This is a genomic window from Azospirillum thermophilum, from assembly GCF_003130795.1.
GTDB lineage: Bacteria > Pseudomonadota > Alphaproteobacteria > Azospirillales > Azospirillaceae > Azospirillum > Azospirillum thermophilum.
In genome coordinates, this window is sequence record NZ_CP029353.1 from 1,215,246 (window position 1) to 1,241,544 (window position 26,299).

General features: G+C 69.6%; 26 protein-coding genes and 2 pseudogenes. 20 read left to right on the forward strand and 8 right to left on the reverse strand.

What is annotated here, in order from left to right; translation table 11 throughout:
• Nucleotides 1–55 precede the first annotated feature (55 nt).
• On the reverse strand, nucleotides 56–1,204 hold the full coding sequence (locus tag DEW08_RS11915; protein WP_109329784.1) for an efflux RND transporter periplasmic adaptor subunit: 1,149 nt from the start codon (nucleotides 1,202–1,204) through the stop codon (nucleotides 56–58).
• 319 nt (nucleotides 1,205–1,523) lie between these two features.
• On the opposite strand from DEW08_RS11915, the gene DEW08_RS11920 reads away from it, so the two are divergent.
• The 4 genes and pseudogenes from DEW08_RS11920 to DEW08_RS32290 all read left to right on the forward strand — a co-directional run.
• Complete coding sequence (locus DEW08_RS11920) at nucleotides 1,524–2,600, forward strand: lytic transglycosylase domain-containing protein (RefSeq protein WP_245986598.1); 1,077 nt, start codon at nucleotides 1,524–1,526, stop codon at nucleotides 2,598–2,600.
• A gap of 222 nt (nucleotides 2,601–2,822) precedes the next feature.
• A complete protein-coding gene (locus tag DEW08_RS11925) occupies nucleotides 2,823–3,332 on the forward strand; it encodes a sigma-70 family RNA polymerase sigma factor (protein ID WP_109327375.1) in 510 nt (169 codons plus the stop codon).
• On the forward strand, nucleotides 3,332–4,264 hold the full coding sequence (locus DEW08_RS11930) for an anti-sigma factor family protein (RefSeq protein WP_109327377.1): 933 nt from the start codon (nucleotides 3,332–3,334) through the stop codon (nucleotides 4,262–4,264). The genes DEW08_RS11925 and DEW08_RS11930 overlap by 1 nt, the downstream gene beginning before the upstream one ends.
• Before the next feature lie 867 nt (nucleotides 4,265–5,131).
• Nucleotides 5,132–5,650 (forward strand): annotated as a pseudogene (locus tag DEW08_RS32290) (lipase family protein); the annotation flags it as partial.
• 144 nt (nucleotides 5,651–5,794) lie between these two features.
• On the opposite strand, the gene DEW08_RS11940 reads toward DEW08_RS32290, so the two are convergent.
• Nucleotides 5,795–7,021: an ISAs1 family transposase gene (locus DEW08_RS11940; protein ID WP_109326513.1), complete on the reverse strand. Its 1,227-nt coding sequence runs from the start codon at nucleotides 7,019–7,021 to the stop codon at nucleotides 5,795–5,797.
• 127 nt (nucleotides 7,022–7,148) lie between these two features.
• On the opposite strand from DEW08_RS11940, the gene DEW08_RS11945 reads away from it, so the two are divergent.
• Nucleotides 7,149–7,517 carry a hypothetical protein gene (locus DEW08_RS11945; protein ID WP_109327379.1) on the forward strand — a complete coding sequence of 123 codons (369 nt, stop codon included), beginning with the start codon at nucleotides 7,149–7,151 and terminating at the stop codon, nucleotides 7,515–7,517.
• Between the two features lie 127 nt (nucleotides 7,518–7,644).
• Nucleotides 7,645–8,319: a class I SAM-dependent methyltransferase gene (locus DEW08_RS11950; RefSeq protein ID WP_109327381.1), complete on the forward strand. Its 675-nt coding sequence runs from the start codon at nucleotides 7,645–7,647 to the stop codon at nucleotides 8,317–8,319.
• Between the two features lie 12 nt (nucleotides 8,320–8,331).
• On the opposite strand, the gene DEW08_RS11955 is transcribed toward DEW08_RS11950, so the two are convergent.
• The 3 genes from DEW08_RS11955 to DEW08_RS11965 form a co-directional block, all read right to left on the reverse strand.
• On the reverse strand, nucleotides 8,332–9,702 hold the full coding sequence (locus tag DEW08_RS11955; protein WP_109327383.1) for an ATP-binding protein: 1,371 nt from the start codon (nucleotides 9,700–9,702) through the stop codon (nucleotides 8,332–8,334).
• Nucleotides 9,699–10,394 (reverse strand): response regulator, encoded by a 696-nt coding sequence (locus tag DEW08_RS11960; protein WP_109327385.1) that lies wholly within the window; start codon nucleotides 10,392–10,394, stop codon nucleotides 9,699–9,701. The genes DEW08_RS11955 and DEW08_RS11960 overlap by 4 nt, the downstream gene beginning before the upstream one ends.
• Nucleotides 10,395–10,803: 409 nt before the next feature.
• Nucleotides 10,804–11,316, reverse strand: a complete 513-nt coding sequence (locus DEW08_RS11965; RefSeq protein ID WP_109327387.1) for a MarR family winged helix-turn-helix transcriptional regulator — start codon at nucleotides 11,314–11,316, stop codon at nucleotides 10,804–10,806.
• Between the two features lie 223 nt (nucleotides 11,317–11,539).
• On the opposite strand from DEW08_RS11965, the pseudogene DEW08_RS11970 reads away from it, so the two are divergent.
• Nucleotides 11,540–12,411: pseudogene (locus tag DEW08_RS11970) on the forward strand (branched-chain amino acid aminotransferase).
• 59 nt (nucleotides 12,412–12,470) lie between these two features.
• On the opposite strand, the gene DEW08_RS11975 reads toward DEW08_RS11970, so the two are convergent.
• Nucleotides 12,471–13,271 carry an oxepin-CoA hydrolase, alternative type gene (locus DEW08_RS11975; protein ID WP_109327389.1) on the reverse strand — a complete coding sequence of 267 codons (801 nt, stop codon included), beginning with the start codon at nucleotides 13,269–13,271 and terminating at the stop codon, nucleotides 12,471–12,473.
• A 247-nt stretch (nucleotides 13,272–13,518) separates the two neighbouring features.
• On the opposite strand from DEW08_RS11975, the gene DEW08_RS11980 reads away from it, so the two are divergent.
• Together DEW08_RS11980 and DEW08_RS11985 are read left to right on the forward strand one after the other, a co-directional pair.
• Nucleotides 13,519–14,196: a rhomboid family intramembrane serine protease gene (locus DEW08_RS11980; RefSeq protein WP_109327391.1), complete on the forward strand. Its 678-nt coding sequence runs from the start codon at nucleotides 13,519–13,521 to the stop codon at nucleotides 14,194–14,196.
• A gap of 84 nt (nucleotides 14,197–14,280) precedes the next feature.
• On the forward strand, nucleotides 14,281–15,153 hold the full coding sequence (locus tag DEW08_RS11985) for an S-methyl-5'-thioadenosine phosphorylase (protein ID WP_109327393.1): 873 nt from the start codon (nucleotides 14,281–14,283) through the stop codon (nucleotides 15,151–15,153).
• A gap of 185 nt (nucleotides 15,154–15,338) precedes the next feature.
• Here the strand turns inward: DEW08_RS11985 and DEW08_RS11990 are convergent, their stop codons facing one another.
• Nucleotides 15,339–15,752, reverse strand: a complete 414-nt coding sequence (locus DEW08_RS11990) for a hypothetical protein (protein WP_109327395.1) — start codon at nucleotides 15,750–15,752, stop codon at nucleotides 15,339–15,341.
• 113 nt (nucleotides 15,753–15,865) lie between these two features.
• A complete protein-coding gene (locus DEW08_RS11995) occupies nucleotides 15,866–16,792 on the reverse strand; it encodes a pseudouridine-5'-phosphate glycosidase (protein WP_109327397.1) in 927 nt (308 codons plus the stop codon).
• 38 nt (nucleotides 16,793–16,830) lie between these two features.
• On the opposite strand from DEW08_RS11995, the gene DEW08_RS12000 reads away from it, so the two are divergent.
• From DEW08_RS12000 to DEW08_RS12040, 11 genes are all read left to right on the forward strand, one after another.
• Nucleotides 16,831–17,901: a ligase-associated DNA damage response exonuclease gene (locus tag DEW08_RS12000; RefSeq protein WP_109327399.1), complete on the forward strand. Its 1,071-nt coding sequence runs from the start codon at nucleotides 16,831–16,833 to the stop codon at nucleotides 17,899–17,901.
• Complete coding sequence (locus tag DEW08_RS33775) at nucleotides 17,898–18,773, forward strand: hypothetical protein (protein WP_425429116.1); 876 nt, start codon at nucleotides 17,898–17,900, stop codon at nucleotides 18,771–18,773. The genes DEW08_RS12000 and DEW08_RS33775 overlap by 4 nt, the downstream gene beginning before the upstream one ends.
• On the forward strand, nucleotides 18,686–18,976 hold the full coding sequence (locus DEW08_RS33780) for a DNA ligase-like domain-containing protein (protein ID WP_425429117.1): 291 nt from the start codon (nucleotides 18,686–18,688) through the stop codon (nucleotides 18,974–18,976). Before DEW08_RS33775 ends, DEW08_RS33780 begins: the two co-directional genes overlap by 88 nt.
• Entirely contained in the window at nucleotides 18,895–19,470 is a 576-nt protein-coding gene (locus DEW08_RS33785) for an ATP dependent DNA ligase (protein WP_425429119.1), read from the forward strand. Before DEW08_RS33780 ends, DEW08_RS33785 begins: the two co-directional genes overlap by 82 nt.
• Before the next feature lie 41 nt (nucleotides 19,471–19,511).
• Nucleotides 19,512–20,099 carry a riboflavin synthase gene (locus DEW08_RS12010; protein ID WP_109327401.1) on the forward strand — a complete coding sequence of 196 codons (588 nt, stop codon included), beginning with the start codon at nucleotides 19,512–19,514 and terminating at the stop codon, nucleotides 20,097–20,099.
• Entirely contained in the window at nucleotides 20,096–21,223 is a 1,128-nt protein-coding gene (ribB, locus tag DEW08_RS12015) for a 3,4-dihydroxy-2-butanone-4-phosphate synthase (RefSeq protein ID WP_109327403.1), read from the forward strand. Before DEW08_RS12010 ends, ribB begins: the two co-directional genes overlap by 4 nt.
• Nucleotides 21,224–21,230: 7 nt before the next feature.
• Nucleotides 21,231–21,695, forward strand: coding sequence for a 6,7-dimethyl-8-ribityllumazine synthase (gene ribH / locus DEW08_RS12020; RefSeq protein ID WP_109327405.1), 465 nt, complete (start codon nucleotides 21,231–21,233; stop codon nucleotides 21,693–21,695).
• A 45-nt stretch (nucleotides 21,696–21,740) separates the two neighbouring features.
• Nucleotides 21,741–22,295 carry a transcription antitermination factor NusB gene (nusB, locus tag DEW08_RS12025; RefSeq protein ID WP_109327407.1) on the forward strand — a complete coding sequence of 185 codons (555 nt, stop codon included), beginning with the start codon at nucleotides 21,741–21,743 and terminating at the stop codon, nucleotides 22,293–22,295.
• On the forward strand, nucleotides 22,276–23,295 hold the full coding sequence (gene thiL / locus DEW08_RS12030; protein WP_245986599.1) for a thiamine-phosphate kinase: 1,020 nt from the start codon (nucleotides 22,276–22,278) through the stop codon (nucleotides 23,293–23,295). The genes nusB and thiL overlap by 20 nt, the downstream gene beginning before the upstream one ends.
• A 100-nt stretch (nucleotides 23,296–23,395) precedes the next feature.
• Nucleotides 23,396–23,851 carry a hypothetical protein gene (locus DEW08_RS12035; RefSeq protein WP_109329788.1) on the forward strand — a complete coding sequence of 152 codons (456 nt, stop codon included), beginning with the start codon at nucleotides 23,396–23,398 and terminating at the stop codon, nucleotides 23,849–23,851.
• 263 nt (nucleotides 23,852–24,114) lie between these two features.
• Complete coding sequence (locus tag DEW08_RS12040) at nucleotides 24,115–26,217, forward strand: sodium-translocating pyrophosphatase (RefSeq protein WP_109327409.1); 2,103 nt, start codon at nucleotides 24,115–24,117, stop codon at nucleotides 26,215–26,217.
• Nucleotides 26,218–26,299: the final 82 nt, after the last annotated feature.

The window sequence follows — 26,299 nt, forward strand, 5'->3', positions numbered from 1 at the left end:
AAAGGCGCGTCCCGCGGGGCGCGCCTTTCTTGTTCGTACGGCGGACGCGGGGGCGTCAGGAGCCGGCGACCTTCACCGTCCGCCCGGCGGTCAGGCCGGGGAGGTTGGCGGTGACCGCCAGATCGCCCTCCGCCAGCCCGTCGACCTGGACGAGGTCGCCGCGTGCCCAGACGGCGCGGCGGGTGACGGCGCGGCGTTCCAGCCGGTCGCCGGCCCCGCCGACCACCAGCACGAACTCGCCCTGCTCGTCCTTGCGGATGGCGGCGGGCGGCACGGCGAAGGCGCGCTCCTCCTCGGCGACCAGGGCGTCGCCGGTGGCGAACATGCCGCCGCGCAGCGCCCCGTCCGCATTGTCGACGCTGACATAGACGGGGATCGAGCGGGAGCCGGCCCGCGTCATCGGATTGATCCGGGCGAGCCGTCCGGGGAAGACCCGCTCGCCGAACCCCTCGACCCGCAGGGCGACGCTCTGGCCGGGCTTCAGCCGCGCCACGTCGTCGGCCGGGACGGTCGCCTCGACCTCCACCCGGCTGAGGTCGACCACCACGAACATCGCCGCATTCACCGCCAGATAGTCGCCGGGGTTGACCGAGCGCTGCGCCACCGTACCGTCGATCGGGCTGACCACCACGGCGTCGCGCAGGGCCTTGCGCGCAAGCTCCACCTGGGCGGCCAGTGCGGCGACCTGCGACTGCTGGAACTGGAAGCTGCTCTGCGCCTGGTCGAGGTTGGTCTCCGCCACGATGTCCTTCTGGCGCAGGGCGAGGCTCTTGGCGCGGGTCTTCTCGGCGAGCACGAGCTGCGCGCGGGCGCCGTCCAGGTTGCTCAGCTTCTCGTTCAGGCGGGCGGTCAGCTCGGCGGTGTCGAATCGGGCGAGCAGGTCGCCCTTGCGCACCGCCTGCCCCTCGCGCACCGTCACCTCGACCAGCCGGGCGGCGACCTCGGACTTGACGGCGCTCTGCTCCAGCGGCGCGATCGAGCCGCTGAGCCGCACCGTCTCGGCCAGCCGGCGCGGCACCATCCGCGTCACTTCGACGCGCGCCAGCTCGACCGGCCGTTCCACCGCGGGGGCGGCGGGCAGGGCGGCGGCGTCGCCGGGGCTGCGTGCGCGCCACAGCGCACCGGCCAGCGCGAGGCCGGCCACCAGCACCATCAGGAGAACCCGGCGCGAGCGGCGGCGCGGCTGGGGGAGGGCTTGGCTCATCACGGCACCTTCGACGGCCGGGTCGATCCGCCACACAGCTCAAACGGAGCAAAAGGCCCGGCTGGATCAACCGACTCGATAGGCGCGCGAGATAGGATGGAAGATGCGGCTCTGTCAAGGTTTCCGTAGCTAGACCCTGTTCCTTTGAAATAATGGCGAAGGATATTTGCCGAAAAACCAGCTTGCCCATTGTGGCGGAAACGTGGCTTAACAGCCCGTAAAGGAACGGCGTCGTTGTCGCTTGACACCTGGGCCGACTACTCCGAAAAAGCGTAGTACCTCCTGCGATACCCGCGCCAACAGCACGGAACTCCAGAACGTGGCAAACCGACCCCTCGCGACCGCCCGCGCCGCCGGTGCTCTGTTGTGTCTTGCGCTCGCCGCCAGCGGCTGCGCCTCGAACACGCCGGAGACGGCGACCGCCCCGGCCGCCAGGGTCGATACCGCCTATCAGGTCGATCCCAACGATCCGCTCGGCCGCTGGGCCCACCATATCCGCGAGGCGTCGGAGCGCTTCGACGTTCCGGAGAAGTGGATCCGCGCCGTCATGCTGCGCGAGAGCGGCGGGCGCGCCCAGGTGAACGGCCGCACCATCACCAGCCAGGCCGGCGCCATCGGGCTGATGCAGGTGATGCCCGGCACCTACGAACTGATGCGCTGGCAGTACAATCTCGGCGCCGACCCGGCCGATCCGCACGACAACATCCTCGCCGGCACCGCCTATCTGCGGGAGATGTACGACCTGTTCGGCGCACCGGGATTCCTCGCCGCCTACAATTGCGGCCCGGCCTGCTACGCCGGCCACCTCGCCGGCAAGCAGAGGCTGCCGCGCGAGACCAAGCAGTATCTCGCCGCCCTGACCCCGGCGCTGCGCGGCGTCGGGCCACGCGAACCGTCGCAGTCGGCCGGCGCCTCGGCCATCGAGGTCGCCGTGGTCCCGGCCAACGCGCCGAAGACCGATTCGAAGCCGGCCGCCGCCCCGGCCGAGCAGGCTCCTGTCCCCGCGCCGGTCCTGGTGGCCGAGGCTCCGGCCCCCGTTCCGCAGCCCGTGCCGGTGGCGGTCGCCCCCGCGGAGCCCGTCCGGACCGTCGCCCCCGCCGCCGCCCCTGTCGTCGTCGCCCCGCCGTCGGCCCCGCTCACCCAGCCGCCCGCGCATTATGTCGCCGCCGCCGACCGTGGCGCCCGGTCCGCGCCTGCCGGCGTCGCCCCGGCGCGCTCGGGCAAGGCGCCCGCCCGCACGGTGGAGACCGAGGTTGCCGAGGCCCTGTTGCCGCCGCAGTCCGCGGCCAAGGGAGATCGGGTGGTGATCCGCTTCGTCTCGCAGGGCAATGGCGGCTGCGGCAGCCTCGCCGGCAAGGACCGCGTCTGCGTGGCGCTGGCCGGAAACGGCCTCTGACCGCCGGCGGTAACCCGTCGCAGGCAGGTCCCGCCAAACTTCCGCCGGAATTTTGCTGCACGGCCATCAAAGTCTGGAATAAAGGATGAGCGTCGCGTGTTCGCCCCCACAGAACCGGGTCTTTTGACAGCCCGGCCCTGTGGGTGCGAACCGCGTCATCCTATTTGATGGTTGTCACGACTGTTTGCGTCGTGGCGCAATCGGAATCGATCGGGTGCGCGGTTGAGCAAATTCGGGGTCGAGCTGGAAGTCCATATTGCCTCGTTGCGGCGCTACGCTCGGGCGCTGATCCGCAACCGGTCGGACGCGGAGGACCTGGTCCAGGAAGCGTTGACGCGCGCGGTGGCGCGTGCCGACACCTTCCAGACGGGGACGAACCTGCGTGCGTGGCTGTTCACAATCCTGCACAACGTCCACGTCAACCAGGTCCGGTCCAAGGCGGCCAGGCCCGACGAGGTCGACGTCGAATCCGTCGAGTCCAGGCTGGTGACCCCGGCCCGGCAGGAGGAGCGGGTCGAGCTGCGCGAGATGATGCGCGCCGTCGAGGAACTGCCGGAGGAGCAGCGCAAGGTGCTGCTTCTGGTCGCGCTGGAGGGCCTGAAGTACGACGAGGTGGCGGATATCCTCGGCGTACCGATCGGGACCGTCATGTCGCGCCTGTCACGGGCGCGCGAGGCGGTCAGGGCGAAGCTGGCGAAAGAGGGTGGCAGCACCCTCAGGCGGGTGAAGTGATGAACGCGCATCGTTTGACGGAGGATGATCTCCACGCCTATGTGGATGGTCAGCTTGACGGAACCCGACGGCTCGCGGTGGAACGCTGGCTGGCGGAGGATGGCGACGCGGCGCGCCGGGCGGAGGATTACCGCACCCAGGCGTCGCTGCTGCACGAGCTGTTCGACCCGGTGCTGCGCGATCCCGCCGATGCCCCGGTGGAGGAGCTGACCGACCGGCTGAAGGGCCGGCTGGCCATCAACGACAACCGGCCGGCCTGGCATGCCCGCGGCTGGGTCCGCGCCGCCGCCGCGGTCGCGCTGGTCGTCGCCGGGGCCACCGGCGGCTGGTTCGGCCGCTCGGTCCAGACCACTCCCTCTCCCGTCGCGCAGCAGAACCGCACGCTCGCCACCTTTGCGCAGGAGGCGACGCAGGCCCACCGCTTCTATACCGCCGACGAACGGTTCCAGGTGGAGCTGGGCGCCGACAACCAGGATGAGCTGAACGGCTGGCTGTCCAAGCGGGTCGGGCGCGAGGTGTTCGGGCCGGATCTCGGCAAGATCGGCTACCGCCTGATCGGCGGCCGCTCGCTGCCGACCGACCTCGGCGCCGGCGCGCAGTACATGTACGCCAACGAGGGCGGGAAGCGGATCACGCTCTTCGTCGGCGCTCCGCCGGCCGGCAACAACTCGTCCTTCAGCTTCACGCAGAACGGCGATGTCGCGACCTTCTATTGGGTCGAGGGGCCGCTCGCCTACGCCATCGCCGGCCGCCTCTCCAAGGAGGAGCTGCTGGACATCGCCAAGGCCGTCTACAACGACGTGAAGGCCGGTCCGCCGCGCCGTGACCCGCCGCCGGAGCAGAAGCAGCCCGACCAGCAGACCCAGCAGCCGCAGGACCAGCCCCACGGCGTCCAGCCGGTCAGCGATACCCAGAAGGCGAAGGACAGCTGAGGCCGGCCCGCCATCCGGTCCGCCGCCCGCCAGCAAAGGCCTCTCCCATTCGGAGGGGCCTTTCTTTTTGTGCCGCCGGCGGCGGGAAGGGACGCCGGCGCCGCAAATGGAAGACGAATGAATTCGTTTCTGAAGTGGCGAGTGTTTTGCGACGCCAAAATCATGCCGATGTATTCGTAATGATTCGATCCGTCACCAAATGTCGATCATTGTGGTGCATGAAATATAGTTATCAGCATGTAGAGTTATTTGCGGGAGATGTGGAGTTTCTTTTCGAGTCGGATGAGTTCTTGCTGGTATTCAGGTGATCTCCTTGCATCAGGCGAATGAGGATGCCGTCGCGGCACGCCTGTGAGGCCCGCACATGGGCGGCTGCCGGCTGTCTGCCGAAAGAAGAGACCTCGTCGCCCCTTCCACGGGTGCCGCAGTCACCTGCCGGACCATTGCCCGGCAGGCCGGGCGGCGCCGTGACCAGGCCATTTTTCCATTCGATGGATTTCAGGAGGTTTTTGGATGACTCTTCCCGCCTTTGGTCCCGCCTATGATGCCGGCGAAGCGCTGGAGATCCTGCGCATCGCCAGTGCCGTCGATACCTTTCTTCCGCTCTATGTCCCGGACGGCGGGACCGCCGTGCTGGATCCGACCGCGCCGGCCACCGGTTCGCCCCTGAACCCCGCCTATGCCAACGCCTATCCGTCGATCTACTACCAGCGCTGGCCGTCCGACTGGCAGGCGGCCATCGCTTCCACCACCTCGACCACCTGGGCCTCCTCCATCGTCGTCTCCCAACTCGGCAACCAGGCGCTGCTGGCCGGTCTGGTGAACCAGACGGCGGTCCCGACCTACTGCCTGGCCTTCCGCGGTACGATGACCGCGACCAACGTGGTGGAGGATTTCTTCGCCCTGCCGGTCACTGCCCAGCAGATTCCCAAGGGATCGCTGCAGAGCCTTATCCCGCAGGCGCTGTGGAACAGCCTCCCGGCCGCGGTCCAGCAGATGCTCGACCTCTTCAGCCTGCCGAAGAGCTACGTCTCGACCAGCGGCAACGTCGCGGCGCAGAACGCGCTGGTCCATCTCGGTTTCCGCGTCGCCCTGGAATCGCTGGACTCGCTTCTGGACGCGAGGGTGACCGACTCCATCTTCTCGATCAACTCCCTCACCGGCCGCATCAAGGCGATCCTGTCCGCCCTGCCGGCCGGACAGACCTCCATCAACCTCTACGTCACCGGCCACAGCCTCGGCGCCGGCATGGCGGCGCTGGCGGCGGCCTGGCTGGCGACCCAGCCGTTCAGCGGCTACACCATCAACGTGAAGTGCTACAGCTTCGCCCAGCCCAAGCCGGGCAACGACTATTTCGCCTACGCCACCAGCATCCTGTTCCAGCAGCAGGGCTTCGGCTTCTACACCATCCTGAACAGCCTGGACACGGTGCCCCAGGTGCCGCTGACCATCCAGACCTCGGGCGACCTGAACTACTGGCAGGGCATCCAGTCCATCGCCACCTCGGCCACCCAGGGCTCCGAATCCAGGTTAACGGATTTTGGCGGCAAGGATGGCGTCGAGGTAATCGGTGTCCCATCCCGCCAGCTTTCGTCGGAGCTTGATGCTTGTCGCTTTGGGTTTGGCCGGTTTTTTGGTGGCGCGCCGCAGTCCCGAGCGCGGCCGGGCGGGTTCCTCGGCCTTGCGGACGAGATTGATGGCGAAATGGCGGACGACGGCCATGTTCTGAGCGCCATGTCCCTTGCGCAAGCGGGACTGGTCGTCGGTGAAGACGACGTCGAGAACCCAATGCAGCCGGTTCTCGATGCCCCAATGCCCCCGAATGGCCTCAGCCGCTGCCTGGGCGCTCAGCGTGGCGGAAGAAACGTAGTAGCGGGTGTCGAAGCGGCAGCGGTCCTTCAACTCGGCTTTGCTGCCAACCCGAATGATCGAGGCGACGGCGGGCAGACGCACCTCGCCGGGGAAGCGGCGCTCGCCGGTCAGCCAATCGACCTCGCGGGCGACCGTGACCGTGCGCTGCTCGATCCGGCCATGGCCCTTGTCGATGTCGGTGGCGTGCTCGAGGGCCACGTCCGGGGCCTCGGCGAAGTAAGTTTCGATCTCATCGCGCAGGGTCGGCTGGTTGGCCTTGACCGCCAGCAGGTAGTCGGCCCCGGCGTCGCGGATGGCTTGGGCGATGGTGGCGTTGCAGGCGATGGCGTCGATGGTCACGATCGCTCCCGTGAGGCCGCCGTCGGCCGCCAGGCGCTCCAGAAGAACGGGAATGGCCGCGAGTTCGCCAGCCTTGTCTTCGACGGCTTCCTGCCCGAGCACCAGACGGCTGGTGGTGGCGAAGGCCGACACCAAGTGGAGAGGGGCTTGAGCGCGGCTGCGGTCATGGCTGCGCCGCGAGGTCTTGCCGTCGATGGCGACAAGCTCGGGGCGGTCGGGCCAAGCCTCGCGCACCCAGGCTGTGAAGCAGTCCTGGAACAGGCACGGGTTGATCCGGTTCATGAACACGGTCAGCCAGCGTCCGCTCGGCACCCCGTGATGGTAGGGCTGAAACCGCCGCAGAAAATCGAGCCGGGCTTCGCCCCACGCTGCGATCGCCTCATAATCCTCACAATCGGCGATCGTCCCACAGACCGCCAGAAGCAGAATCTCCGGCAAGGGATAGGCCACCCGCCACGGATCGCGCGGATCGTCGATCAGCGAAAAATGATCCAGCAGCGCCTTCAGACGCGATTTCTGACCAAATTCGGCTGCGATGGAACTCATGGCACGGCACCCCCGATCCGGTTCGGCCCCACCGAATCAGAAACCGTGCCGTTCGTAAACCAGCGTTAACCCGACTTCGGAGCCCTGCTCGGCCACCAGCTCGGCGCTGGTCACCGAGTTCTTCGATGTGGTCAATGTGCTGAACCTGCCCTACAGCCTCAACTACATGCATGCCGGACAGGTGATCGCGCTGAACGGCACGCCGGTGGTCACGGCGGCGCCGCCGGCCGACCAGACGCCCGCCGACACCTACACCTTCCCGCTGAACGCCAGCGGCAGCACCTACTTCCCGACATATCTGGTGAACCAGCAGGCGCCGGCCGGCGTCACCAACGACAGCGTCGTCCCGCTGCCGTGGACCGTCACGCCGCAGAACACCAGCGGCCCGACGATCTCCGGCGCGGTATCGAACCTGTGGCAGCACATGCCCTTCACCTACGCGCAGCTTCTCTACCAGACCCTGCCGACCTGCCGACCTGCCGACCTGCCGACCTGACGGCCGGGTGACGGTCCCGCCCGCAGGCGTCCCGTGACCGGTCCGGGCCGGGCGCATGCGGGCAGGTGCCGTCACCGGCCGGACGTGGCAGTATGGCTGCCCCTGCATCCGGGAGGCGGTCCGCCCCATGACGATCAGAGACTCCTTCAACAGCGCCGCGTCGGGCTATGACGGGCTGCGGCGCGCGCTGATCCCCTGCTTCGACGATTTCTACGGCACCGCGGTCGAGCTGCTGGCCGTGCTGCCGGAGGCGCCGCGGCGCATCCTCGATCTCGGCGCCGGGACCGGGCTGCTGGCGGCCCGGCTGCGCGAGCGCTTTCCCGAGGCGGAGCTGGTCCTGGTCGACCTCGCGGAGGAGATGCTGGAGGTCGCCCGCCGCCGGTTCGCCGGGGACGGCCGCGCGGAGTTCCGCGCCGCCGACTATGCGCGGGACGATCTCGGCGGACCCTACGACGCCGTGGTCTCGGGGCTGTCCATCCACCATCTGGAGCACCCGGCCAAGCAGGCGCTGTTCCGCCGCATCCATGACCTGCTGGTTCCCGGCGGCCGTTTCGTCAACGCCGACCAGGCGCAGGGGCCGACGCCGGCGCTCGACAGGCTCTATGACGATGTGTGGGTGCGGCAGGTGAAGGCCAATGGCGTCGGCGAGGAGGAGTTCGCCGCCGCCCGCAAGCGCCAGAGCTACGACCGGCTCGCCCCGCTGGCCGACCAGCTCCGCTGGATGACGGAGGCCGGCCTGCGCGAGGTCGATTGCGTCTACAAGAGCTGGAACTTCATCGTCTGCACCGGCACCCGGCCGTGACGGCGCCGCCCGTCAGACGGGCAGCCGGATGACGACGCGCAGGCCGCCGAAGGGGCTGTCGTCCAGCGTGATGTCGCCGCCGTGGCTGCGCACCACGTCGCGCGCGATCGTCATGCCGAGGCCGGAGCCGCCGGTCTCGCGGTTGCGCGAGCTGTCCAGCCGGAAGAAGGGCTTGAACACCTCCTCGCGCATGTTGGCGGGGATGCCGGGACCGTCGTCGTCCACCAGGATCTCGATCATCCCGTCCTGCCGGCTGGCGCTGATCCAGGCGGTTGTGGCGTGGCGGCCGGCATTGACCAGCAGGTTGGCGATGCAACGCCGCATGGCGTTGGGGCGCAGCGGCAGCGTCATCGACGGCTCGACCGACAGGTGGACCTCCGTCCCGTCGCGCCGCGCGCCGGCCGCCGCCTCGTTCAGGATGCGGGTCAGGTCGGCGGGCTGCACGGCCTCCGTCCCCTCGCCGCGGGCGAAGGCGAGATAGCCTTCGATCATCGCCTCCATCTCGGAGACGTCGGTCATCAGCTCCTCGACCTCCGGGCCTTCGCCCAGCATGTCGATGGCGAGCCGCATGCGGGTCAGCGGCGTGCGCAGGTCGTGGCTGACGCCGGCCAGCATCTCGGTGCGCTGGGTGATCTGGCGCTGGATGCGCTCGCGCATCTGCAGGAAGGCGGCGGCGGCCTGCCGCACCTCCGTCGCCCCCTCCATCTTGAAGTTGACGACGTCGCGCCCCTTGCCGAGCGCGTCGGCGGCGGCGGCCAGCCGCTTGATCGGGCGGATCTGGTTGCGCATGAAGACGATGGCGACGGCGAACAGCACCGCGGCCGAGCCGATCATCCACAGGATGAAGATGTAGCTGGTCGGAGTGAAGAGGCGCCGCTCCGGCGACATCACCGACAGGGTCCCTTCCGCCATCTGCACGCGGATCTCGTACCATTCGCGGGCGACGCGGGTGTTGATGGCGAAGGGGCGGCCGACCCGCTCCTCCAGCGCCTTGCCCAGCGTCCGCTCCAGCAGGCCGCGCAGCGGCGGCTTGGTCTCCGGCAGGGGCGTGCCCGGCTCCAGCGTCACGATCAGGTCGGTGCTGCGGGCGGTGGTGGCCAGGACCCATTCCCGGCCCTCCGGGGTCGGGTTGTGCTCCAGCATGGCGATCACCATGGCGATGTCGCCGGCGACGCCGAAGGCCAGCCGGTTGGTCACCGTGTCCCAGTGGCGGTCGTAGAAGATCCAGGTCGCCACCGCCTGAGCCAGGATCACCGGGGTCACGATGATCAGGATGGAGCGGCCGAACAGCGTGCGCGGCAGGAAGCGCTTCAGCCCGCGCTGCCGGTTCCGCCGGTCGCTCCGCGCCCTCCGGGCCGGGCCGGAGGCTGCCTGCGCCGTCACGGATCGGGCCTCAGCACGTATCCCTCGCCGCGGACGGTCTGCAGGTAGCGCGGCTCGCGCGGGTCGCCCTCGATCTTGCGGCGCAGGCGGGTCACCTGCACGTCGATGGTGCGGGCGTTGCCGGCGACCTTGCTGCGCTCCACCAGCTCCTCGCGCGTCAAGGTCACGCCGGGGGAGGAGGCGAGCACCCGCATCAGGCTGGCCTCGGCGGTGGTCAGGCGGATCACCTCCTCGCCGGCCCGCAGCTCGTCGCGGTCGGGCAGGTAGAGCAGCGGGCCGAGGCGGACCGGCGCCATCGGCGTCGGATCGGGCGGGCGGCTGGCCTGCCGGCGCAGGATGGAGTTGATGCGCAGCAGAAGTTCGCGCGGGTTGAAGGGCTTGGCGAGATAGTCGTCGGCCCCGGCCTCCAGCCCTGCGATGCGGTCGTCCGGCTCGCCGCGGGCGGTCAGCAGCAGAATCGGCAGGTCGCGGTCGCGGCGCAGCGATTCGGTCAGTTCCAGGCCCGACTCGCCCGGCATCATGATGTCGAGGACGAGCAGGTCGAACTCCAGGCCGGCGAGCTTCGCCCGCGCCTCCGCCGCGTCCTTCGCCGTGGTGACGAGAAAGCCGTTTCCGGCCAAGTACTTGCGCAGGAGCTCACGCAGGCGGGTGTCGTCGTCGACGACCAGGATATGGGGCTGGTCTTCCGTCATGGCGCGACTATAGCGCGGTTGGGCGGCAGGCGTATAGCTGACCGGCGCAAAAGGGCGTTGGTGGTCCGGGCGGTCGATTGTGTTAACCTGGGGATTGATCGGGACCATCGGAGCGCTTGTGATGCCCAATGACAACAGGTCCGCGGACCGCCAGGACCTCGAGTCCCTGACCCGGGAGTTTCTTGCCAAAGGCGGCAAGATCGTTCAGTGCCCCCCGGCTCGTCCGACAACGTCGTGTACAAGAAAGGCAACTTCCGCCGCCGTCCCCCGGCGGACGCCGCCGCCCGCAGCGCCGTGGAGGCCGGCTCCGCGCCGGCCGGCGGAGACGGCGTGGCACAACCGCCCGCCGCCGCCGCGGGAGACGGAAAGGCGGAGTGACGAAAACCGGATGGGCGCTGGCGCCGCGGCGTCAGCGCTTCACCGCCGCGAGGCGGGGAGGGACCGGGGGAGCGAACTTCGCCCGGTCCTCCTCGTCGAGCATCCCCATCATCACCTTGCGGAACCCCTCCACCGCCTCCGCCCCGGCCATGCGGTAGGCCCGGGCGATGCGCTGGCGCTGGGTCTCGGAGAGCTGGCGTTCCAGCTCCACGCCCTTCTCCGTCAGTTCCAGCAGGCGCTGCCGGCGGTCGCGCGACCCCGTCTGCTGCACGATGAAACCCTGGCGGACCAGCTCGCCCAGCACGCGCGACAGGCTCTGCTTGGTGATCTTCAGGATCGCCAGCAGCTCCGACACCGTGATCTTCGGATAGCGGCCGACGAAATAGATCACCCGATGGTGCGCCCGGCCGAAACCGATCTCCGCGAGGATCTCGTCGGGCTCCGCGGTGAATTCCCGATAGGCGTAGAACAGCAGCTCCATCCCGGTGCGGAGTTCCTCCTCGCGGAGGAAGAGCTGGTTCACGCCTGCTTTTATGTCAGCCATGTTGACGTGGTTTGTGCGATTCGTTACAAATAGGTCAGCAACTCAGACATAAACAATCCTGAGCCCGGACACAAGGCCGGACTCGGCGATCCCGAACACATGTGTCCGAAACCAGGGCGGAAGCCAATGCGGCTTTTGCCCGCGGTGGCGTGCGCCCATGCGGAGCCGGGGCCGCGAAGACAGGCAGCAAGCCGACCAACCGCACAATCGTGGAGCCCAACCCATGTCCATCCTTCCCTTCGACGACCGTGACGGCGTGATCTGGTACGACGGCGCCCTGGTGCCGTGGCGCGAGGCCAGGCTGCATGTCCTGACGCACGGCCTGCACTACGCCAGCAGCGTCTTCGAGGGGGAGCGGGTCTATGACGGCAAGGTCTTCAAGCTGACCGGGCACAGCGAGCGCCTGGTGAACTCCGGCCGCATCCTCGGCTTCGAGATACCCTGGTCGGTGGCGGAGATCGACGCCGCGACCAACGCCGTGGTGGCGGCGATGGGCTTCAGCGACGCCTATGTCCGCCCGGTCGCCTGGCGCGGCAGCGAGGTGATGGGGGTTTCGGCGCCGGCCGGCCGCATCCATCTCGCCATCGCCGTCTGGCAGTGGCCGAGCTACTTCAGCCCCGAGGCCCGCATGGCCGGCATCCGCCTGACCTGGGCGCGCTGGCGCCGTCCGGCGCCCGACACGGCGCCGACCGCGTCCAAGGCCGCCGGCCTCTACATGATCGGCACGCTCTCCAAGCACGAGGCCGAGGCCGAGGGCTTCCAGGACGCGCTGATGCTGGACTATCGCGGCTATCTGGCCGAGGCGACCGGCGCCAACCTGTTCCTGGTGATCGACGGGGCGCTCCACACCCGATCCCCGACTGCTTCCTCGACGGCATCACCCGCCGCACGGTGATCGGCCTTGCCCGCAAGCGCGGCATCCCGGTGGTGGAGCGCCACATCCTCCCGGAGGAGCTGGCGGCGGCGCAGGAGGTCTTCCTCACCGGCACGGCGGCGGAGGTGACGCCGGTCGGCGAGATCGGCGGGCACCGCTTCACCCCCGGCGCGGTGTGCGAGACGCTGATGCGCGACTACGAGGCCGCCGTCCGCGCCTGACGAACCCGCTCCCGCCTCTGCCGGCATGGGAACGGGCCTGTCGTCAGCCCTGGCGGTCGTCAGCCCTTGCGGTGGAAGACCGGCGGGCGCTTCTCGTAGAAGGCGCTGATGCCCTCCCGGGCCTCGGGATGGTGCAGCGCCTCGACGAACAGGTCGCTCTCGCGGGCGAGCTGGCTGGCGAAGCTGCCGTAGGCAAGTTCCATCAGGCGCTTGCTGCGCGCCATGGCGGCGGTCGGGCCGTCGGCGACGGCGTCCGCCCAGGCAACCGCCTCCTCCAGCGCCCGGCCGGGCGGCACCACGCGGTTGACGATGCCGAACGTGTGGAGCCGCTGCGGCTCGACCGGGCCGCCGGTCAGCATCAACTCGGCATAGAGCTGCGGCGGCAGCGCACGGGCCAGCGAGGCCGAGGCGCCGCCGTCGGCGGTCAGCCCGACCTTGGCGTAGGCGGTGAGGAACCGCGCATCCTCGGCGGCGACGATCAGGTCGCAGGCCAGCGCCAGCGAGAAGCCGGCCCCGGCCGCCGGTCCCTCCACCGCGGCGATCACCGGCTTGGGGCATTCGCGCATCGCCCGGACCCAGCCGTGGAACCGCTCGATGGAATCGCGGTTCTCCGACCGCGACTTGCCGGCATGGTCGTAGAGGGTGGTCAGGTGCCCGCCGGAGCTGAAGGCGCCGCCCGCGCCGGTCAGCACGATCGCCCCGATCTCCTCGCTCTGCACCGCCTCGTCCAGCGCCTCGCGCCCGCGGGCCATCATGCGCGGGCCGAGCGCGTTGCGGGTGGCCGGATCGTCCATGGTCAGGACCAGGACGCGGCCGCGCCGCTCCACGTCCATGCGGCCGGTATCGCGATGTCCGTTCATCGTCGGTTTCCTCCCCCACAGGATGGCCCCGCATCGGGTTACGCCGGATCGGGTCCAGGTTGTACGGATGGGAGCAGTCTGCCACCCGGATTGGCGGGCACCAACCGGGTCGTGCGACCTAATCCCGGCGGGCAGGGGGCCAAGCGGCTGTTTTTCCTTGGTCGCGATACCCATATCGGGTGTGATGGATTGCCGCAGGGTTCCGGCATCGCGGGGGACGGGCGGCGCAGGGCGGGCAGGGGGGCGCATGACTCTGGTGCCGGGAGGCCGCGGCGTTCTGCGGCGCGGGCGGGGGATGGCGGAGCCGGCGGCGCTGCCGGTGGTCCCCGCCTATGCCAACCGCACGCTGATCCTCGCCTGCGTCCTGTCCTTCGTCCTGCAGCTTCCGCCCGAGCGCTTCGCCTTCGTCCCCGCCTATTTCTTCGGAACCATGGAGCTTGCCGGGCCGCTGCCGACGCTGGCGGTCTGGCGCGGCCTGTTCGGCCACGTCTTCATCCATGCCGACATCCTGCACCTCGCCTGCAACATGGCCTTCCTGCTGCCCTTCGGGAACGCGGTGGAGGCGACCGTCGGCCACTGGCGCTATCTGCTGCTGTTCTTCGCCGGCGCCGTGGCGGGCGCGCTGCTGGAGGGCGCCATCGCCACCGATCCGATGGCGCCGCTGATCGGGGCGAGCGGGGCGATCTGCGGCGTGCTCGGCGCCTTCGTGATCCTGCGCCCGCGGCCCTTCGCCCTGCTGTACCGGCCGGCCCTGTGGATCGTCGTCGGCTTCGGGCTGCTGAACCTCTACATGGTGGTGGTCCCTCCGGCCGCCGGCTCGCCGCTGGCGGAGATCGGCTGGGGCGCCCATCTCGGCGGCTGCGCCGCGGGCATCGCGCTGGCCCTGCTGATGCGCCCTGCGGCCGCCCGCCGCGCCGGCGGGTGAGTGAAGGGGGGAGCGGCAGAGGTTGAACAGGTCCCGCTTCGGCGCTATTGCTGTGACGAATCGACGAAACAGCGGGGGCGGGACATGGCCGACGTGGTGCTTGGCGTGATCGGCGGCAGCGGCGTCTATGACATCGACGGGCTGTCCGACAAGCGCTGGGTCAGGGTGGAGACGCCGTTCGGCGACCCGTCGGACGAATTGCTGACCGGCACGCTCGACGGGCAGAAGCTGGTCTTCCTGCCCCGCCATGGCCGCGGCCACCGCATTCCCCCGTCGGAACTAAACTTCCGCGCCAACATCCACGCGCTGAAGCAGTTGGGCGTCACCGACATCCTGTCGGTTTCGGCGGTCGGGTCGCTGAAGGCAGAGCTGCCGCCCGGCACCTTCGTGGTGATCGACCAGTTCATCGACCGCACCTTCGCCCGCACCAAGAGCTTCTTCGGCACCGGGCTGGTCGCCCATGTGGCGCTCGGCCATCCGGTGTGCAACCGCCTGGGCGACCTGATCGAGGAGGCTCTGACCGAACTCGACATCCCCTACCGCCGCCGCGGCACCTATATGGTGATGGAAGGCCCGCAGTTCTCGACCATCGCGGAGTCGGAGCTGTACCGGAGCTGGGGCTGCGACGTCATCGGCATGACCAACATGCCCGAGGCCAAGCTCGCCCGCGAGGCGGAGATGTGCTACGCGACCGTCGCCATGGTCACCGACTTCGACTGCTGGCATCCGGACCACGACCATGTGACGGTCGATGCCGTCATCAAGGTGGTGGTGGCGAACGCCGGCAATGCCCGCTCGCTGGTCAGCCGGCTTGCTCCGAAGGTCGCCGGCCGTGAGGGGGCCTGCAGCCAGGGCTGCCACACCGCCCTCGACAACGCCATCATGACCGCCCCCGGCCACCGCGACCCCGAGATGCTGAAGCGGCTCGACGTGATCGTGAAGCGGGTCCTCGGGTAAAGGCCTTACGGCGGGTAAGGGCCTCACGGCCGTTCCGGCACCGCCGCCGGACACGAAAAAGGGGCGCCGAAGCGGTCGGCTTCGGCGCCCCTTCGCATCCTGTCGGATTCAAGCGGTGCGGATCGGCGGAAATCGGTAGCGGACGGTCCCGGCTTGCGGAGGGGGATGGGACCGTTGCCGGGTGCTCAGTGGCGCGTGCGGGCCGGGGTGATGTAGACGCCGTCCCAGTCGACGCCGAACAGCGCGTCGTCGCCGGCCTCTTCGACCAGCTCTTCATATTCGTCGAGCGCGATCAGCCCGAAGATGGAGGCGGTGCCGGCGGAGTCGAGGTCGCAGGTGACGACCCGGCCGCGGAACTCCACCGAGGTGAAGAACACCTCCGGCATCTCCATGCTGTCGAGGTCCTCGGTCACTGCGCATTCGATCTCGTGGACCATGCGGGCGGTGAGGGAACTGCGCAGGCGGGCGGCCTGGGAGGCCCAGACGATCCGCTTGACGCGGGCTGCGGGGCGGTTGTCGATGGTGACAGGCGCGTCTTCGGTGGGACCGGCCAGCGTCGTCAGTTGGGAAACGAGGTCCGAGGGGCTGGGCGCACGCATGAAAGCCTCCGCATTTGAACGAGGCCAGATTTGCCTGCCGCGGGTTAACGCGGACTTAAGGAGCACCGGTCCCGGAGCCGCGCTGAAGAGGTAATTCCTTGGGCGCGACTGCTTCACTTTATTACCGGGAGCGCCGAATAGGCCGCCGCCACCCGTGCCGCGACCCTGGCGTTATTTCGGATCAGGGCAATATTCGCCTGCAGGCTGCGGCCCCCGGTGATCCGCTCCAACGCCGCCAGCAGGTGCGGCGTGACGTCCTTCCCCTTGATTTCCTTGGAGTCCGCATCGGCCAGCGCGGCGCCGATCGCCTGCTCCATGACGTCGGCATCCAGCTCGTCGGCCACCGGGATCGGGTTGGCGAGCAGCACCCCACCGTCCAGTCCGAGGTCCCATTTCGCCCGCAGAACTCCGGCTACCTCGTTTGCGTTGTCACAGCGATGCGAGACACGCATACCGCTGCGGCGGCTGTAGAATGCGGGAAACTCCTCCGTCCCGAAGCCCAGCACCGGCACGCCGCGGGTTTCCAGCACCTCCAGAGTCTTCGGCAGGTCGAGAATCGACTTGGCCCCGGCACACACCACGCAGACGCTGGTGCGCGCCAGCTCGTCCAGGTCGGCCGACACGTCGAAGCTGGTCTCGGCGCCGCGGTGGACCCCGCCGATGCCGCCGGTGGCGAACAGCGCGATCCCCGCCAGCCGCGCCGCGATCATCGTCGCCGCCACGGTGGTCGCTCCCAGCGCGCCGGTCGCCAGCGCCACCGGCAGGTCGCGCCGGCTCAGCTTCCAGACCGACTTGCCGCCGGTGGCCAGCCGCTCCAGCGCCACGTCGTCCAGCCCGACGCGGATGCGCCCGTCCATCACCGCGATGGTGGCCGGCACCGCCCCCTCCTCGCGCACGGCGGCCTCCAGGTCGCGCGCCGTCTCCAGGTTGCGGGGGTAGGACATGCCGTGCGAGATCACGGTCGATTCCAGCGCCACCACCGGCCGCTTCCCGGCAAGGGCCTCGGCGACCTCGGGGGCCAGGATCAGGCGGTCGTGCATGATGGGTCTCCTGCGAGGGGCACCCTATATTAGGGGGCATGTCCGCTCCGCTCCACTCCGAAGGCCTCGCCGGACCGGGTCCGGCCAAGCCGCATCCCGACCGGCCCAATCCGGACAGATGGATCAAGGTCCTGCCCGAAGGGCTCTATGTGGAGCCCGGCGGCTTCTACATCGACCCTGTGCGCGGTGTGGACCGGGCGGTCGTCACCCACGGCCATTCCGACCATGCCCGCGCCGGCAACCGCCATGTCCTGGCGACCGCCGGCACCATCGCCATCATGCGCCAGCGGCTGGGGGAGGGGGCCGGCGGTTCGCTGCAGGAGCTGGCCTATGGCGAGACGATCCGGCTGGGCGACGTCGCGCTGCGGCTGGTGCCGGCCGGCCATGTGCTGGGCAGCGCCCAGGTGGTGATCGAGCATGCCGGCTCGCGCGTCGTCGTCTCCGGCGACTACAAGCGCCGCTTCGACCGCACCTGCGCGCCCTTCGAACCGGTGCCCTGCGACGTCTTCGTGACCGAGGCGACCTTCGGCCTGCCGGTGTTCCGCCATCCCCCCGACCTGGGGGAGGTGCGGAAGCTGCTGCACTCCATGACCCTGTTCCCGGAGCGCAGCCACGTCGTCGGCGTCTATGCGCTGGGCAAGTGCCAGCGGGTCATCACGCTGCTGCGGGCGGCCGGCTATGACGGCCCGATCCACCTGCACGGCGCGCTGGAGCCGCTGTGCGACCTCTACCGCCGCTTCGGGATCGAGCTGGGCGAGCTGCGCCCCGCCACCGTCGCCGCCAGGGAGCAGCTCAAGGGCGCCCTGGTCCTCGCCCCGCCGGGGGCGGTGGCCGACCGCTGGGCGCGGCGCCTGACCGATCCGGTGGTCGCCATGGCGTCGGGCTGGATGCGCGTGCGGCAGCGCGCCCGCCAGCGCGGGGTCGAGCTGCCTCTCATCATCTCCGACCATGCCGACTGGGACGAGCTGACGCAGACCATCGACGAGGTGCAGGCGCCGGAGGTCTGGGTGACCCACGGGCGGGAGGAGGCTCTGGTCCACCACGCCACGCGGAAGGGCATCCGCGCCCGTGCGCTGGCCCTCATCGGCTTCGAGGAGGACGAGGCGTGAACCGCTTCGCCGCCCTGATCGACGCGCTGGTCTTCATGCCCTCGCGCAACGGCAAGATCCGGCTGCTCGCCGATCATTTCGCCACCACGCCGGATCCGGAGCGCGGCTGGGCGCTCGCCGCCCTGACCGAGACGCTGGTGTTCCGCGAGGCGAAGCCGGCGGCCATCCGGCAACTCGCCGCCGCCCGCGTCGATCCGGAGCTGTTCGCCCTGTCCTACGACTATGTCGGCGATCTGGCGGAGACGGTGGCGCTGATCTGGCCGGAGCGGCCGGAGCGGGCCAACAGCCTGCCGCCCACCCTGGACGAGGTGGTCGAAGGGCTGCGCGGCGCGAAGCGCGGGCAGGTGATGGAGCTGGTGGAGGGCTGGCTGGACGGCATGGACGCCTCCAGCCGCTTCGCCCTGCTGAAGCTGATCACCGGCGGGCTGCGCGTCGGCGTCTCCGCCCGCCTCGCCAAGACCGCTCTGGCCGAGTGGGGCAAGGTCGACGTCGGCGACGTCGAGGAGGTATGGCACGGCCTGACGCCGCCCTATGCCGAGCTGTTCGCCTGGCTGGAGGGTTCGGCCGAGCGGCCCAGCGCCGGCTATGGCGTCGGCTTCCGGCCCCTGATGCTGTCCCACCCCCTGGAAGAGGAGGACATGGCCGGCCTCGATCCCGCCCTCTACCGGGCGGAATGGAAATGGGACGGCATCCGCGTCCAGCTCGCCGCGGCGGGGTTGGAGCGGCGCCTCTACAGCCGCACCGGCGACGACATCTCCGGCGCCTTCCCGACCTGGTCGACCACATGGGCTTCGACGCCGTGCTGGACGGCGAGCTGCTGGTCGCCCGCGACGGGGTGGTGGCGCCCTTCAACGACCTGCAGCAGCGGCTGAACCGCAAGACGGTCACCGCGGCGATGCTGCGCGACTACCCCGGCTGGGTCCGGCTCTACGACATCCTGTTCGAGGGGAGGAGGATCTGCGCGGCCTTCCCTTCACCGAGCGGCGCGCCCGGCTGGAGCGCTGGTGCGAGGCGGTCAGGCCGCGCCGCATGGACCTGTCGCCCATGGTGCCCTTTTCCGGCTGGGACGAGCTGAAGGCGCTGCGCGAGGGGGCGCGGGAGAACGGCATCGAGGGGCTGATGCTGAAGCGGGCCGACAGCCCCTATACCGCCGGCCGACCCAAGGGTCCCTGGTTCAAGTGGAAGCGCGGCGCCCTGACGCTCGACACCGTGCTGATGTACGCCCAGCGCGGCCACGGCAAGCGGTCGAGCTACTACTCCGACTTCACCTTCGGCGTCTGGCGCGGGGAGGAGCTGGTGCCGGTGGGCAAGGCCTATTTCGGCTTCACCGACGCCGAGCTGGTCGAGCTCGACCGCTGGGTGCGCAACCACACCACCCGCCGCTACGGCCCGGTGCGCGAGGTGGAGCCGGGACTGGTCCTGGAGGTCGCCTTCGACAGCGTCCACCCCTCCAGCCGCCACAAGAGCGGGCTGGCGATGCGCTTCCCCCGCGTCCACCGCATCCGCTGGGACAAGCCCGCCGCCGAGGCCGACCGGCACGAGACCCTGGCCCGCATGGTCGCGGGGTGATGCGCCCTTCCCCCGGCGCAAAACCTGCTAAATTCCGCGCCATGTTCACCGGAATCATCACTGACGTCGGGCGTGTCCGGGCCGTGGAGCGGCAGGGCGATACCCGGTTCACCATCGAGACGGCCTTCGACACCGCGACGGTGCCGATCGGCGCCTCGATCGCCAACAACGGCGTCTGCCTGACCGTGGTCGAGACGGGGCCGGGCTGGTTCGCCGTGCAGGCCTCGGGCGAGACCCTGTCGAAGACCACGCTCGGCTCCTGGGCCGAGGGGACGCGGGTGAACCTGGAACGCGCGCTGAAGCTGGGCGACGAGCTGGGCGGCCACATCGTCTCCGGCCATGTCGACGGGGTCGGCACGCTGCTGTCGATCCGCCCGGACGGCGAGTCGATCCGCCTGACCTTCGAGGCTCCGGCCGATCTGGCGAAGTTCATCGCGCCCAAGGGCTCGGTGGCGGTGGACGGCGTGTCGCTGACCGTCAACGAGGTCGACGGCGCGCGCTTCGGCGTCAACATCATCCCCCACACCCAGCAGGCGACCACCTTCGGCGGCCTGCGCGAAGGGGACAGGGTGAACCTGGAGATCGACATGCTCGCGCGGTACGTGGCGCGGTTGGCGGGGCGGGAATGACCTCCGAATTCCATCAGTATCTCTCGCCGACCGAAGAGATCCTGGAAGAGGCCCGGCAGGGCCGCATGTTCATCCTGATCGACGACGAGGATCGGGAGAACGAGGGCGATCTGGTCATCCCGGCGGGCTGCGCCACGCCGGAGGCGATCAACTTCATGGCGAAGTTCGGCCGCGGCCTGATCTGCCTCGCCATGGACAACGACAACATCCAGCGGCTGCACCTGCCGCTGATGGCCCAGCAGAACGGCTCGCGCCACCAGACCGCCTTCACCGTCTCCATCGAGGCGCGCGAGGGCGTCACCACCGGCATCTCCGCCGCCGACCGGGCGCGCACCATCCAGGTGGCGATCGATCCGAAGGCGGGGCCGCAGGACATCGCGACGCCCGGCCACATCTTCCCGCTGCTGGCGCGCGACGGCGGCGTGCTGGTCCGCGCCGGCCATACCGAGGCGTCGGTGGACATCGCCCGGCTGTCCGGCCACGGCCCGGCCGGCGTGATCTGCGAGATCATGAACGACGACGGCACCATGGCCCGCCTGCCGGACCTGGTGAAGTTCGCCCAGTTCCACGGCCTGAAGGTCGGCACCATCGCCGACCTGATCGCCTACCGCCGCCGCACCGAGACGATCATCGAGCAGAAGCTGGCCAGCACCTTCGACAGCCGGTTCGGCGGACGCTTCCAGATGTATGTGTACGTCAACAAGGTGGCGTATGCCGAGCACATCGCGCTGGTGCGCGGCGACATCTCGGGCGACGAGCCGGTGCTGGTGCGCATGCACGCGCTGTCCGTCCTCGACGATGCGCTGGGCGACCGCAGTGCCGGCCGCGAGACCGAGCTGCAGGCCTCCATGGAGATGATCGCCCGCGAGGGGCGCGGCGTCGTCGTGGTCCTGCGCGACCTCGCCCCGACCGGCCTGACCGGTACGCTGAAGGCGCGGCTGGAAGGGCAGGGCGCCAGCGCGCCGGAGCTGCGCGACTATGGCGTCGGCGCGCAGATCCTGCTCGACCTCGGCGTGCGCAGGATGGTGCTGCTGTCCAACCGCAAGCGGCCGATCATCGGGCTGGAGGGCTATGGCCTGACCGTCGTCGACCACCGCCCGATCACTACCGTCGCCGGCGAATAGGGAGCGGATGAGCGACACCCCCCACATCATGGTGGTGGAGGCCCGCTTCCACGAGGACATCGTGGAGGAGCTGGCGCGCGGCGCCGTGGCCGAGCTGGAGCGCAACGGCGCGACCTGCCTGCGCGTTCCGGTGCCCGGCTGCCTGGAGATCCCCGCCGCCATCGCCTTCGCGGTGCGCTCGATGGACTTCTTCACGGCGCGCAAGCGCTTCGACGGCTATGTCGCGCTCGGCTGCGTCATCCGGGGGGAGACGACGCAGTACGACATGGTGTGCACCGAGAGCGCGCGCGGCCTGCAGACCCTGGCGATGCGCTATGCGCTGGCGATCGGCAACGGCATCCTGACGGTGGAAAACCGCGAACAGGCCTGGGGGCGGGCGGCGACCGGCGGCAGGAACAAGGGTGGCTTCGCGGCGCGGGCCTGCCTTGACATGATTGAATTGAAGCGCCAATTCCGCCTTTATCCGCGGTGACGGGTTCTCCGACTTTCCTTTCTCCTTCCTGACAGCAAGAAGACCATGAGCAACGACGACGCGGCCGGCCGCGCAAAAACCAAGCGTGGGTCCCGCAACCGGACGGGCGGCGGCTCGGCCAAGGCGCGGCGCAAGGCCGCCAGGCTGGCCGCCGTGCAGGCGCTTTACCAGATCGACCTGTCCGGCGCCGCCGTCGAGACCGTGGTGGGCGAGTTCATCAAGCACCGGCTGGGGGAGGAGATCGACGGCGCCAAGTTCGTCGCCGGCGATCCGCAGCTCTTCTCCGACATCGTGCGCGGCGCCTCGCACCGCCGGTCCGAGGTGGACGGCATCCTCGCCTCCGCGCTCGACCCGCGCTTCCCGCTCGACCGGCTGGAGCTGCTGCTGCGCGCCATCCTGCGCGCCGGGGCCTACGAGATGTTCGCCCACATGGACGTCCATCCGCGCATCCTGATCAGCGAGTATGTCGACGTCGCCCGCGCCTTCTATTCGCAGCGCGAACCGGCGATGGTCAACGGCGTGCTTGACCATGTCGCCCGCGCGCTGCGCGCCGAGGATCTGGCCAAGCCGGACCCCAGCCGTGCCGGCGCGGAGGAATGATCCCGCCGCGGCCGGTCCGCCGCTCGGCGAGTTCGGCCGCATAGAGCGCTTCTTCAAGCCGCTGGCCGCCGGATTTCCCGGCGCCCGCGGCCTTGCCGACGACGCCGCCGTCTTCGGCGTCCCGGCCGGCAAGGAACTGGTGGTCACCACCGACGCGATGGTGGCCGGCGTCCATTTCCTGCCCGACGACCATCCCGCGGACATCGCGGCCAAGCTTCTGCGCACCAACCTCTCCGACCTCGCCGCCATGGCGGCCGAGCCGCTGGCCTACACGCTGGTGACCGCCCTGCCGCGCGGGCTGGGGGAGGAGTGGCTCGCCGCCTTCGCCGCCGGCCTCGCCGCCGACCAGGAGCGGTTCGGCATCGCGCTGGCCGGCGGCGACTCGGTCGGCACCAGCGGGCCGATCACCCTGTCGGTCACCGCCTTCGGGCTGGTTCCCGCCGGCCGGGCCGTCCCGCGCTGGGGCGGACGGGCGGGCGATTGCCTCTTCGTCACCGGCACCATCGGCGACGCCACCCTCGGGCTCGACATCGCGCTCGGCCGGCGGGTGGTGGAGGATGTGGCGGTGCGCGAGTCCCTGCTGGCCCGGCTGCGGCGTCCCGACCCGCGCACCACGCTCGGCCCCCGGCTGGCCGGGCTGGCGACAGCGATGCTCGACGTGTCGGACGGGCTGGTCGCCGACCTCGGCCATCTCTGTGCCGAGTCGGGCCTCTCTGCGGTCGTCGAGGCCGCGAAGGTGCCGCTGTCGCCCGCCGCGCGGGCCCTCGCCGGCGGCGACTCCGCGGTCCTCGCCCGGCTCCTCACCGGCGGCGACGACTACGAGCTGCTGTTTTCCGCCCCGGCCGGGGCGCGCCCGGCCCTGCAGGACCTCGCCCTTCGGACAGGAGTTCCGGTCACCGGAATCGGCCGGCTGGAGGCGGGCGAGGCGGGTGCCGTCACCGTCCTCGATGCGGGTGGCGCGCCTCTCGCCCTGCCGCGGCGGGGGTGGGAGCATTTCTAGGCCGCCCGGCCGAATTCTCCGCTTGCGCCCGACCGCTTAACCCAATCGAAATCAGGCCCGGCGCAGGGTCGTGCCGCTGGTCGTCCGTGGGGGTGCGCGCGTGGTCAAGGCCTTGATCGTCCTGGTGTTGGGCCTGGTGCTGCTGGTCGGCGCCGGGGCCGGCGGCTGGTACCTCTACAACACCTACATGGTTCCGCACGAAGGCGAGCCGAAGAAGGAAGAGCCGCCGCCCAAGCCGCCGACCGCCTTCGTCCGCCTGCCGCCGCTGGTCGTCCCGGTGATCGGGACGAAGCGGGCCGAACAGTTCGTGACCGTCGTCGTCGCGCTGGAGGTGCTGTTGGACAAGCAGCCGATGGTCCAGCAGCACCAGCCCATCCTGACCGACCGGTTCCTGACTGTCCTGTACGGAGCAATCGACGAGAAGACGGTCATGAATGGCGCCTTGGTCAACATTCCTGCCGTAAAAGAAAAACTGTCCGAGGCGGCTGCCAAGGTGGTCGGTGCCGGAGTGGTGCAGAATGTGCTGGTCCAGGCCGTGACGCAGCGCAACCTGTAATCCATTTGGCCGATACCCTTGACGAAAGTCGCATGTCTCCGGCGATTTCGCCGCGCATGGCATGCACCGGCGGTGGTTGCATTGCGATCGCCGGTTCGGCATGCTTTCGCAAAGAACTGATGAGCCCGCCCTCTTCGGCCCAGCCTCTCCGGTCTCTCGCCTTCGATTCGTCGGCACTCTTCCATCTTTGGGGAAACCTTCAGGGATAGCGTCCTCAGGGACAGGGCTTTTCTCGGGCGGCACCATGTAATTTGGGGGATGCGATGGCAGGAGCGTTCATCGTCATCATCGTCTGCGGACTTCTGGCACTGGCCTACGGGGCCTATGCCGGCAAGCAGGTCATGGCCGCGTCACCCGGTTCCGACCGGATGCAGGCGATCGCCGCGGCGGTGCAGGAAGGGGCCCAGGCCTATCTGAACCGGCAATACACCACCATCGCCATCGCGGGCGTGGTGCTTCTCCTCATTCTCGGCGCCACGCTGGGCCTGCCGGTGGCGATCGGCTTCCTGATCGGCGCGCTGCTGTCGGGGACCGCGGGCTTCATCGGCATGAACGTGTCGGTGCGCGCCAACGTCCGTACGGCGGAGGCCGCGACCCGCGGTCTGGCGCCGGCGCTCGACATCGCCTTCAAGGCGGGGGCCATCACCGGCATGCTGGTGGTGGGGCTGGGACTGCTGGGGGTCGGCGTCTATTTCGCCATCCTCTCCATGATCTATCGGGTGAGCGATCCCGAGCAGCTCCGCGTCGTGCTGGAGGCGCTGGTGGCGCTCAGCTTCGGCGCCTCGCTGATCTCGATCTTCGCCCGGCTCGGCGGCGGCATCTTCACGAAGGGCGCCGACGTCGGCGCGGACCTCGTGGGCAAGGTAGAAACCGGGATTCCGGAGGACGACCCCCGGAATCCCGCGGTCATCGCCGACAATGTCGGTGACAATGTCGGCGACTGCGCCGGTATGGCCGCCGACCTCTTCGAGACCTACGCCGTCACGATCGTCGCCACCATGCTGTTGGCGGCGATTTTCTTTGTCGGCGACTCGATCCGCCTGATGCTGGTCTATCCGCTGGTCATCGGCGCGGTGTGCATCCTCGCCTCCGTCGCCGGCACCTTCGCGGTGAAGCTGGGGGCGGACAACAACATCATGCGCGCCCTCTACAAGGGGCTGCTCGCCGCGGCGGGCATCTCGATGGTGCTGATCCTGATCGTCACCGCGGTGATGTTCGGCTTCTCGCGGCCGATCGCCATGTCGGGCGGCGGCGCGATCACCGGCCTCAACCTCTTCGTCTCCTCGCTGGTCGGGCTGGGCGTGACCGGCCTGCTGGTGTGGATCACCGAGTTCTACACCTCCACCGCCTTCCGCCCGGTGCGCAGCGTCGCCAAGGCGTCGGAGACCGGCCACGGCACCAACGTCATCCAGGGCCTCGCCGTCTCCATGGAGTCGACGGCCCTGCCGGTGGTGGTGATCTGCGCCGGCATCCTGATCGCCTACGGCCAGGCCGGCATCTTCGGCATCGGCATCGCCGCGACGACCATGCTGGCGCTGGCGGGCATGGTGGTGGCGCTCGACGCCTACGGCCCGGTGACCGACAACGCGGGCGGCATCGCCGAGATGGCGGAACTGCCGAAGGAGATCCGCGTCACCACCGATGCGCTGGACGCCGTCGGCAACACGACCAAGGCGGTGACCAAGGGCTATGCCATCGGCTCCGCCGGCCTGGCCGCCCTGGTGCTGTTCGCCGCCTATGTGCAGGACCTGCGCCACTATTTCCCGAACGTCCCGGTCGAGTTCCGGCTGGACGATCCCTATGTGGTGGTCGGCCTGCTGATCGGCGGCCTGCTGCCCTACCTGTTCGGCGCCATGGGCATGACCGCGGTCGGCCGCGCCGCCGGCTCGGTGGTGGTCGAGGTGCGCCGCCAGTTCCGCGAGATCCCCGGCATCATGGCCGGCACGGCGAAGCCGGACTACGGCCGCGCCGTCGACATGCTGACCAAGGCGGCGATCAAGGAGATGGTGATCCCCTCGCTGCTGCCGGTGCTGGCCCCGGTCGTGCTGTACGTCGTGATCTCGGCCATCGCCGGTCAGGCGGCGGCCTTCGCCTCGCTGGGCGCCATGCTGCTCGGCACCATCGTCACGGGCATCTTCGTCGCCATCTCGATGACCTCGGGTGGCGGCGCCTGGGACAATGCCAAGAAGTACATCGAGGAGGGCAACCACGGCGGCAAGGGATCCGACGCCCACAAGGCGGCGGTGACCGGCGACACCGTCGGCGATCCCTACAAGGACACCGCCGGCCCGGCGGTCAACCCGATGATCAAGATCACCAACATCGTCGCCATCCTGCTGCTGGCGATCCTGGCCCAGTTCCACTGACGGCCCGGGCATCTGGCGGACCCGGACATCCCGGCAACGAAAAAGCCCCGCTTCGGCGGGGCTTTCTTCGTCCGGCTTCCTG

Bases quoted from the DNA above. Each gene is read 5' to 3' on its own strand.
- DEW08_RS11915 (WP_109329784.1), bottom strand. From the start codon at position 1,204: ATGAGCCAAGCCCTCCCCCAGCCGCGCCGCCGCTCGCGCCGGGTTCTC.
- DEW08_RS11930 (WP_109327377.1), top strand. From the start codon at position 3,332: ATGAACGCGCATCGTTTGACGGAGGATGATCTCCACGCCTATGTGGAT.
- DEW08_RS11940 (WP_109326513.1), bottom strand. From the start codon at position 7,021: ATGAGTTCCATCGCAGCCGAATTTGGTCAGAAATCGCGTCTGAAGGCG.
- DEW08_RS11950 (WP_109327381.1), top strand. From the start codon at position 7,645: ATGACGATCAGAGACTCCTTCAACAGCGCCGCGTCGGGCTATGACGGG.
- DEW08_RS11960 (WP_109327385.1), bottom strand. From the start codon at position 10,394: ATGACGGAAGACCAGCCCCATATCCTGGTCGTCGACGACGACACCCGC.
- DEW08_RS11965 (WP_109327387.1), bottom strand. From the start codon at position 11,316: ATGGCTGACATAAAAGCAGGCGTGAACCAGCTCTTCCTCCGCGAGGAG.
- DEW08_RS11975 (WP_109327389.1), bottom strand. From the start codon at position 13,271: ATGAACGGACATCGCGATACCGGCCGCATGGACGTGGAGCGGCGCGGC.
- DEW08_RS11980 (WP_109327391.1), top strand. From the start codon at position 13,519: ATGACTCTGGTGCCGGGAGGCCGCGGCGTTCTGCGGCGCGGGCGGGGG.
- DEW08_RS11985 (WP_109327393.1), top strand. From the start codon at position 14,281: ATGGCCGACGTGGTGCTTGGCGTGATCGGCGGCAGCGGCGTCTATGAC.
- DEW08_RS11990 (WP_109327395.1), bottom strand. From the start codon at position 15,752: ATGCGTGCGCCCAGCCCCTCGGACCTCGTTTCCCAACTGACGACGCTG.
- DEW08_RS11995 (WP_109327397.1), bottom strand. From the start codon at position 16,792: ATGCACGACCGCCTGATCCTGGCCCCCGAGGTCGCCGAGGCCCTTGCC.
- DEW08_RS12000 (WP_109327399.1), top strand. From the start codon at position 16,831: ATGTCCGCTCCGCTCCACTCCGAAGGCCTCGCCGGACCGGGTCCGGCC.
- DEW08_RS33780 (WP_425429117.1), top strand. From the start codon at position 18,686: ATGGGCTTCGACGCCGTGCTGGACGGCGAGCTGCTGGTCGCCCGCGAC.
- DEW08_RS12010 (WP_109327401.1), top strand. From the start codon at position 19,512: ATGTTCACCGGAATCATCACTGACGTCGGGCGTGTCCGGGCCGTGGAG.
- ribB (WP_109327403.1), top strand. From the start codon at position 20,096: ATGACCTCCGAATTCCATCAGTATCTCTCGCCGACCGAAGAGATCCTG.
- ribH (WP_109327405.1), top strand. From the start codon at position 21,231: ATGAGCGACACCCCCCACATCATGGTGGTGGAGGCCCGCTTCCACGAG.
- nusB (WP_109327407.1), top strand. From the start codon at position 21,741: ATGAGCAACGACGACGCGGCCGGCCGCGCAAAAACCAAGCGTGGGTCC.
- DEW08_RS12040 (WP_109327409.1), top strand. From the start codon at position 24,115: ATGGCAGGAGCGTTCATCGTCATCATCGTCTGCGGACTTCTGGCACTG.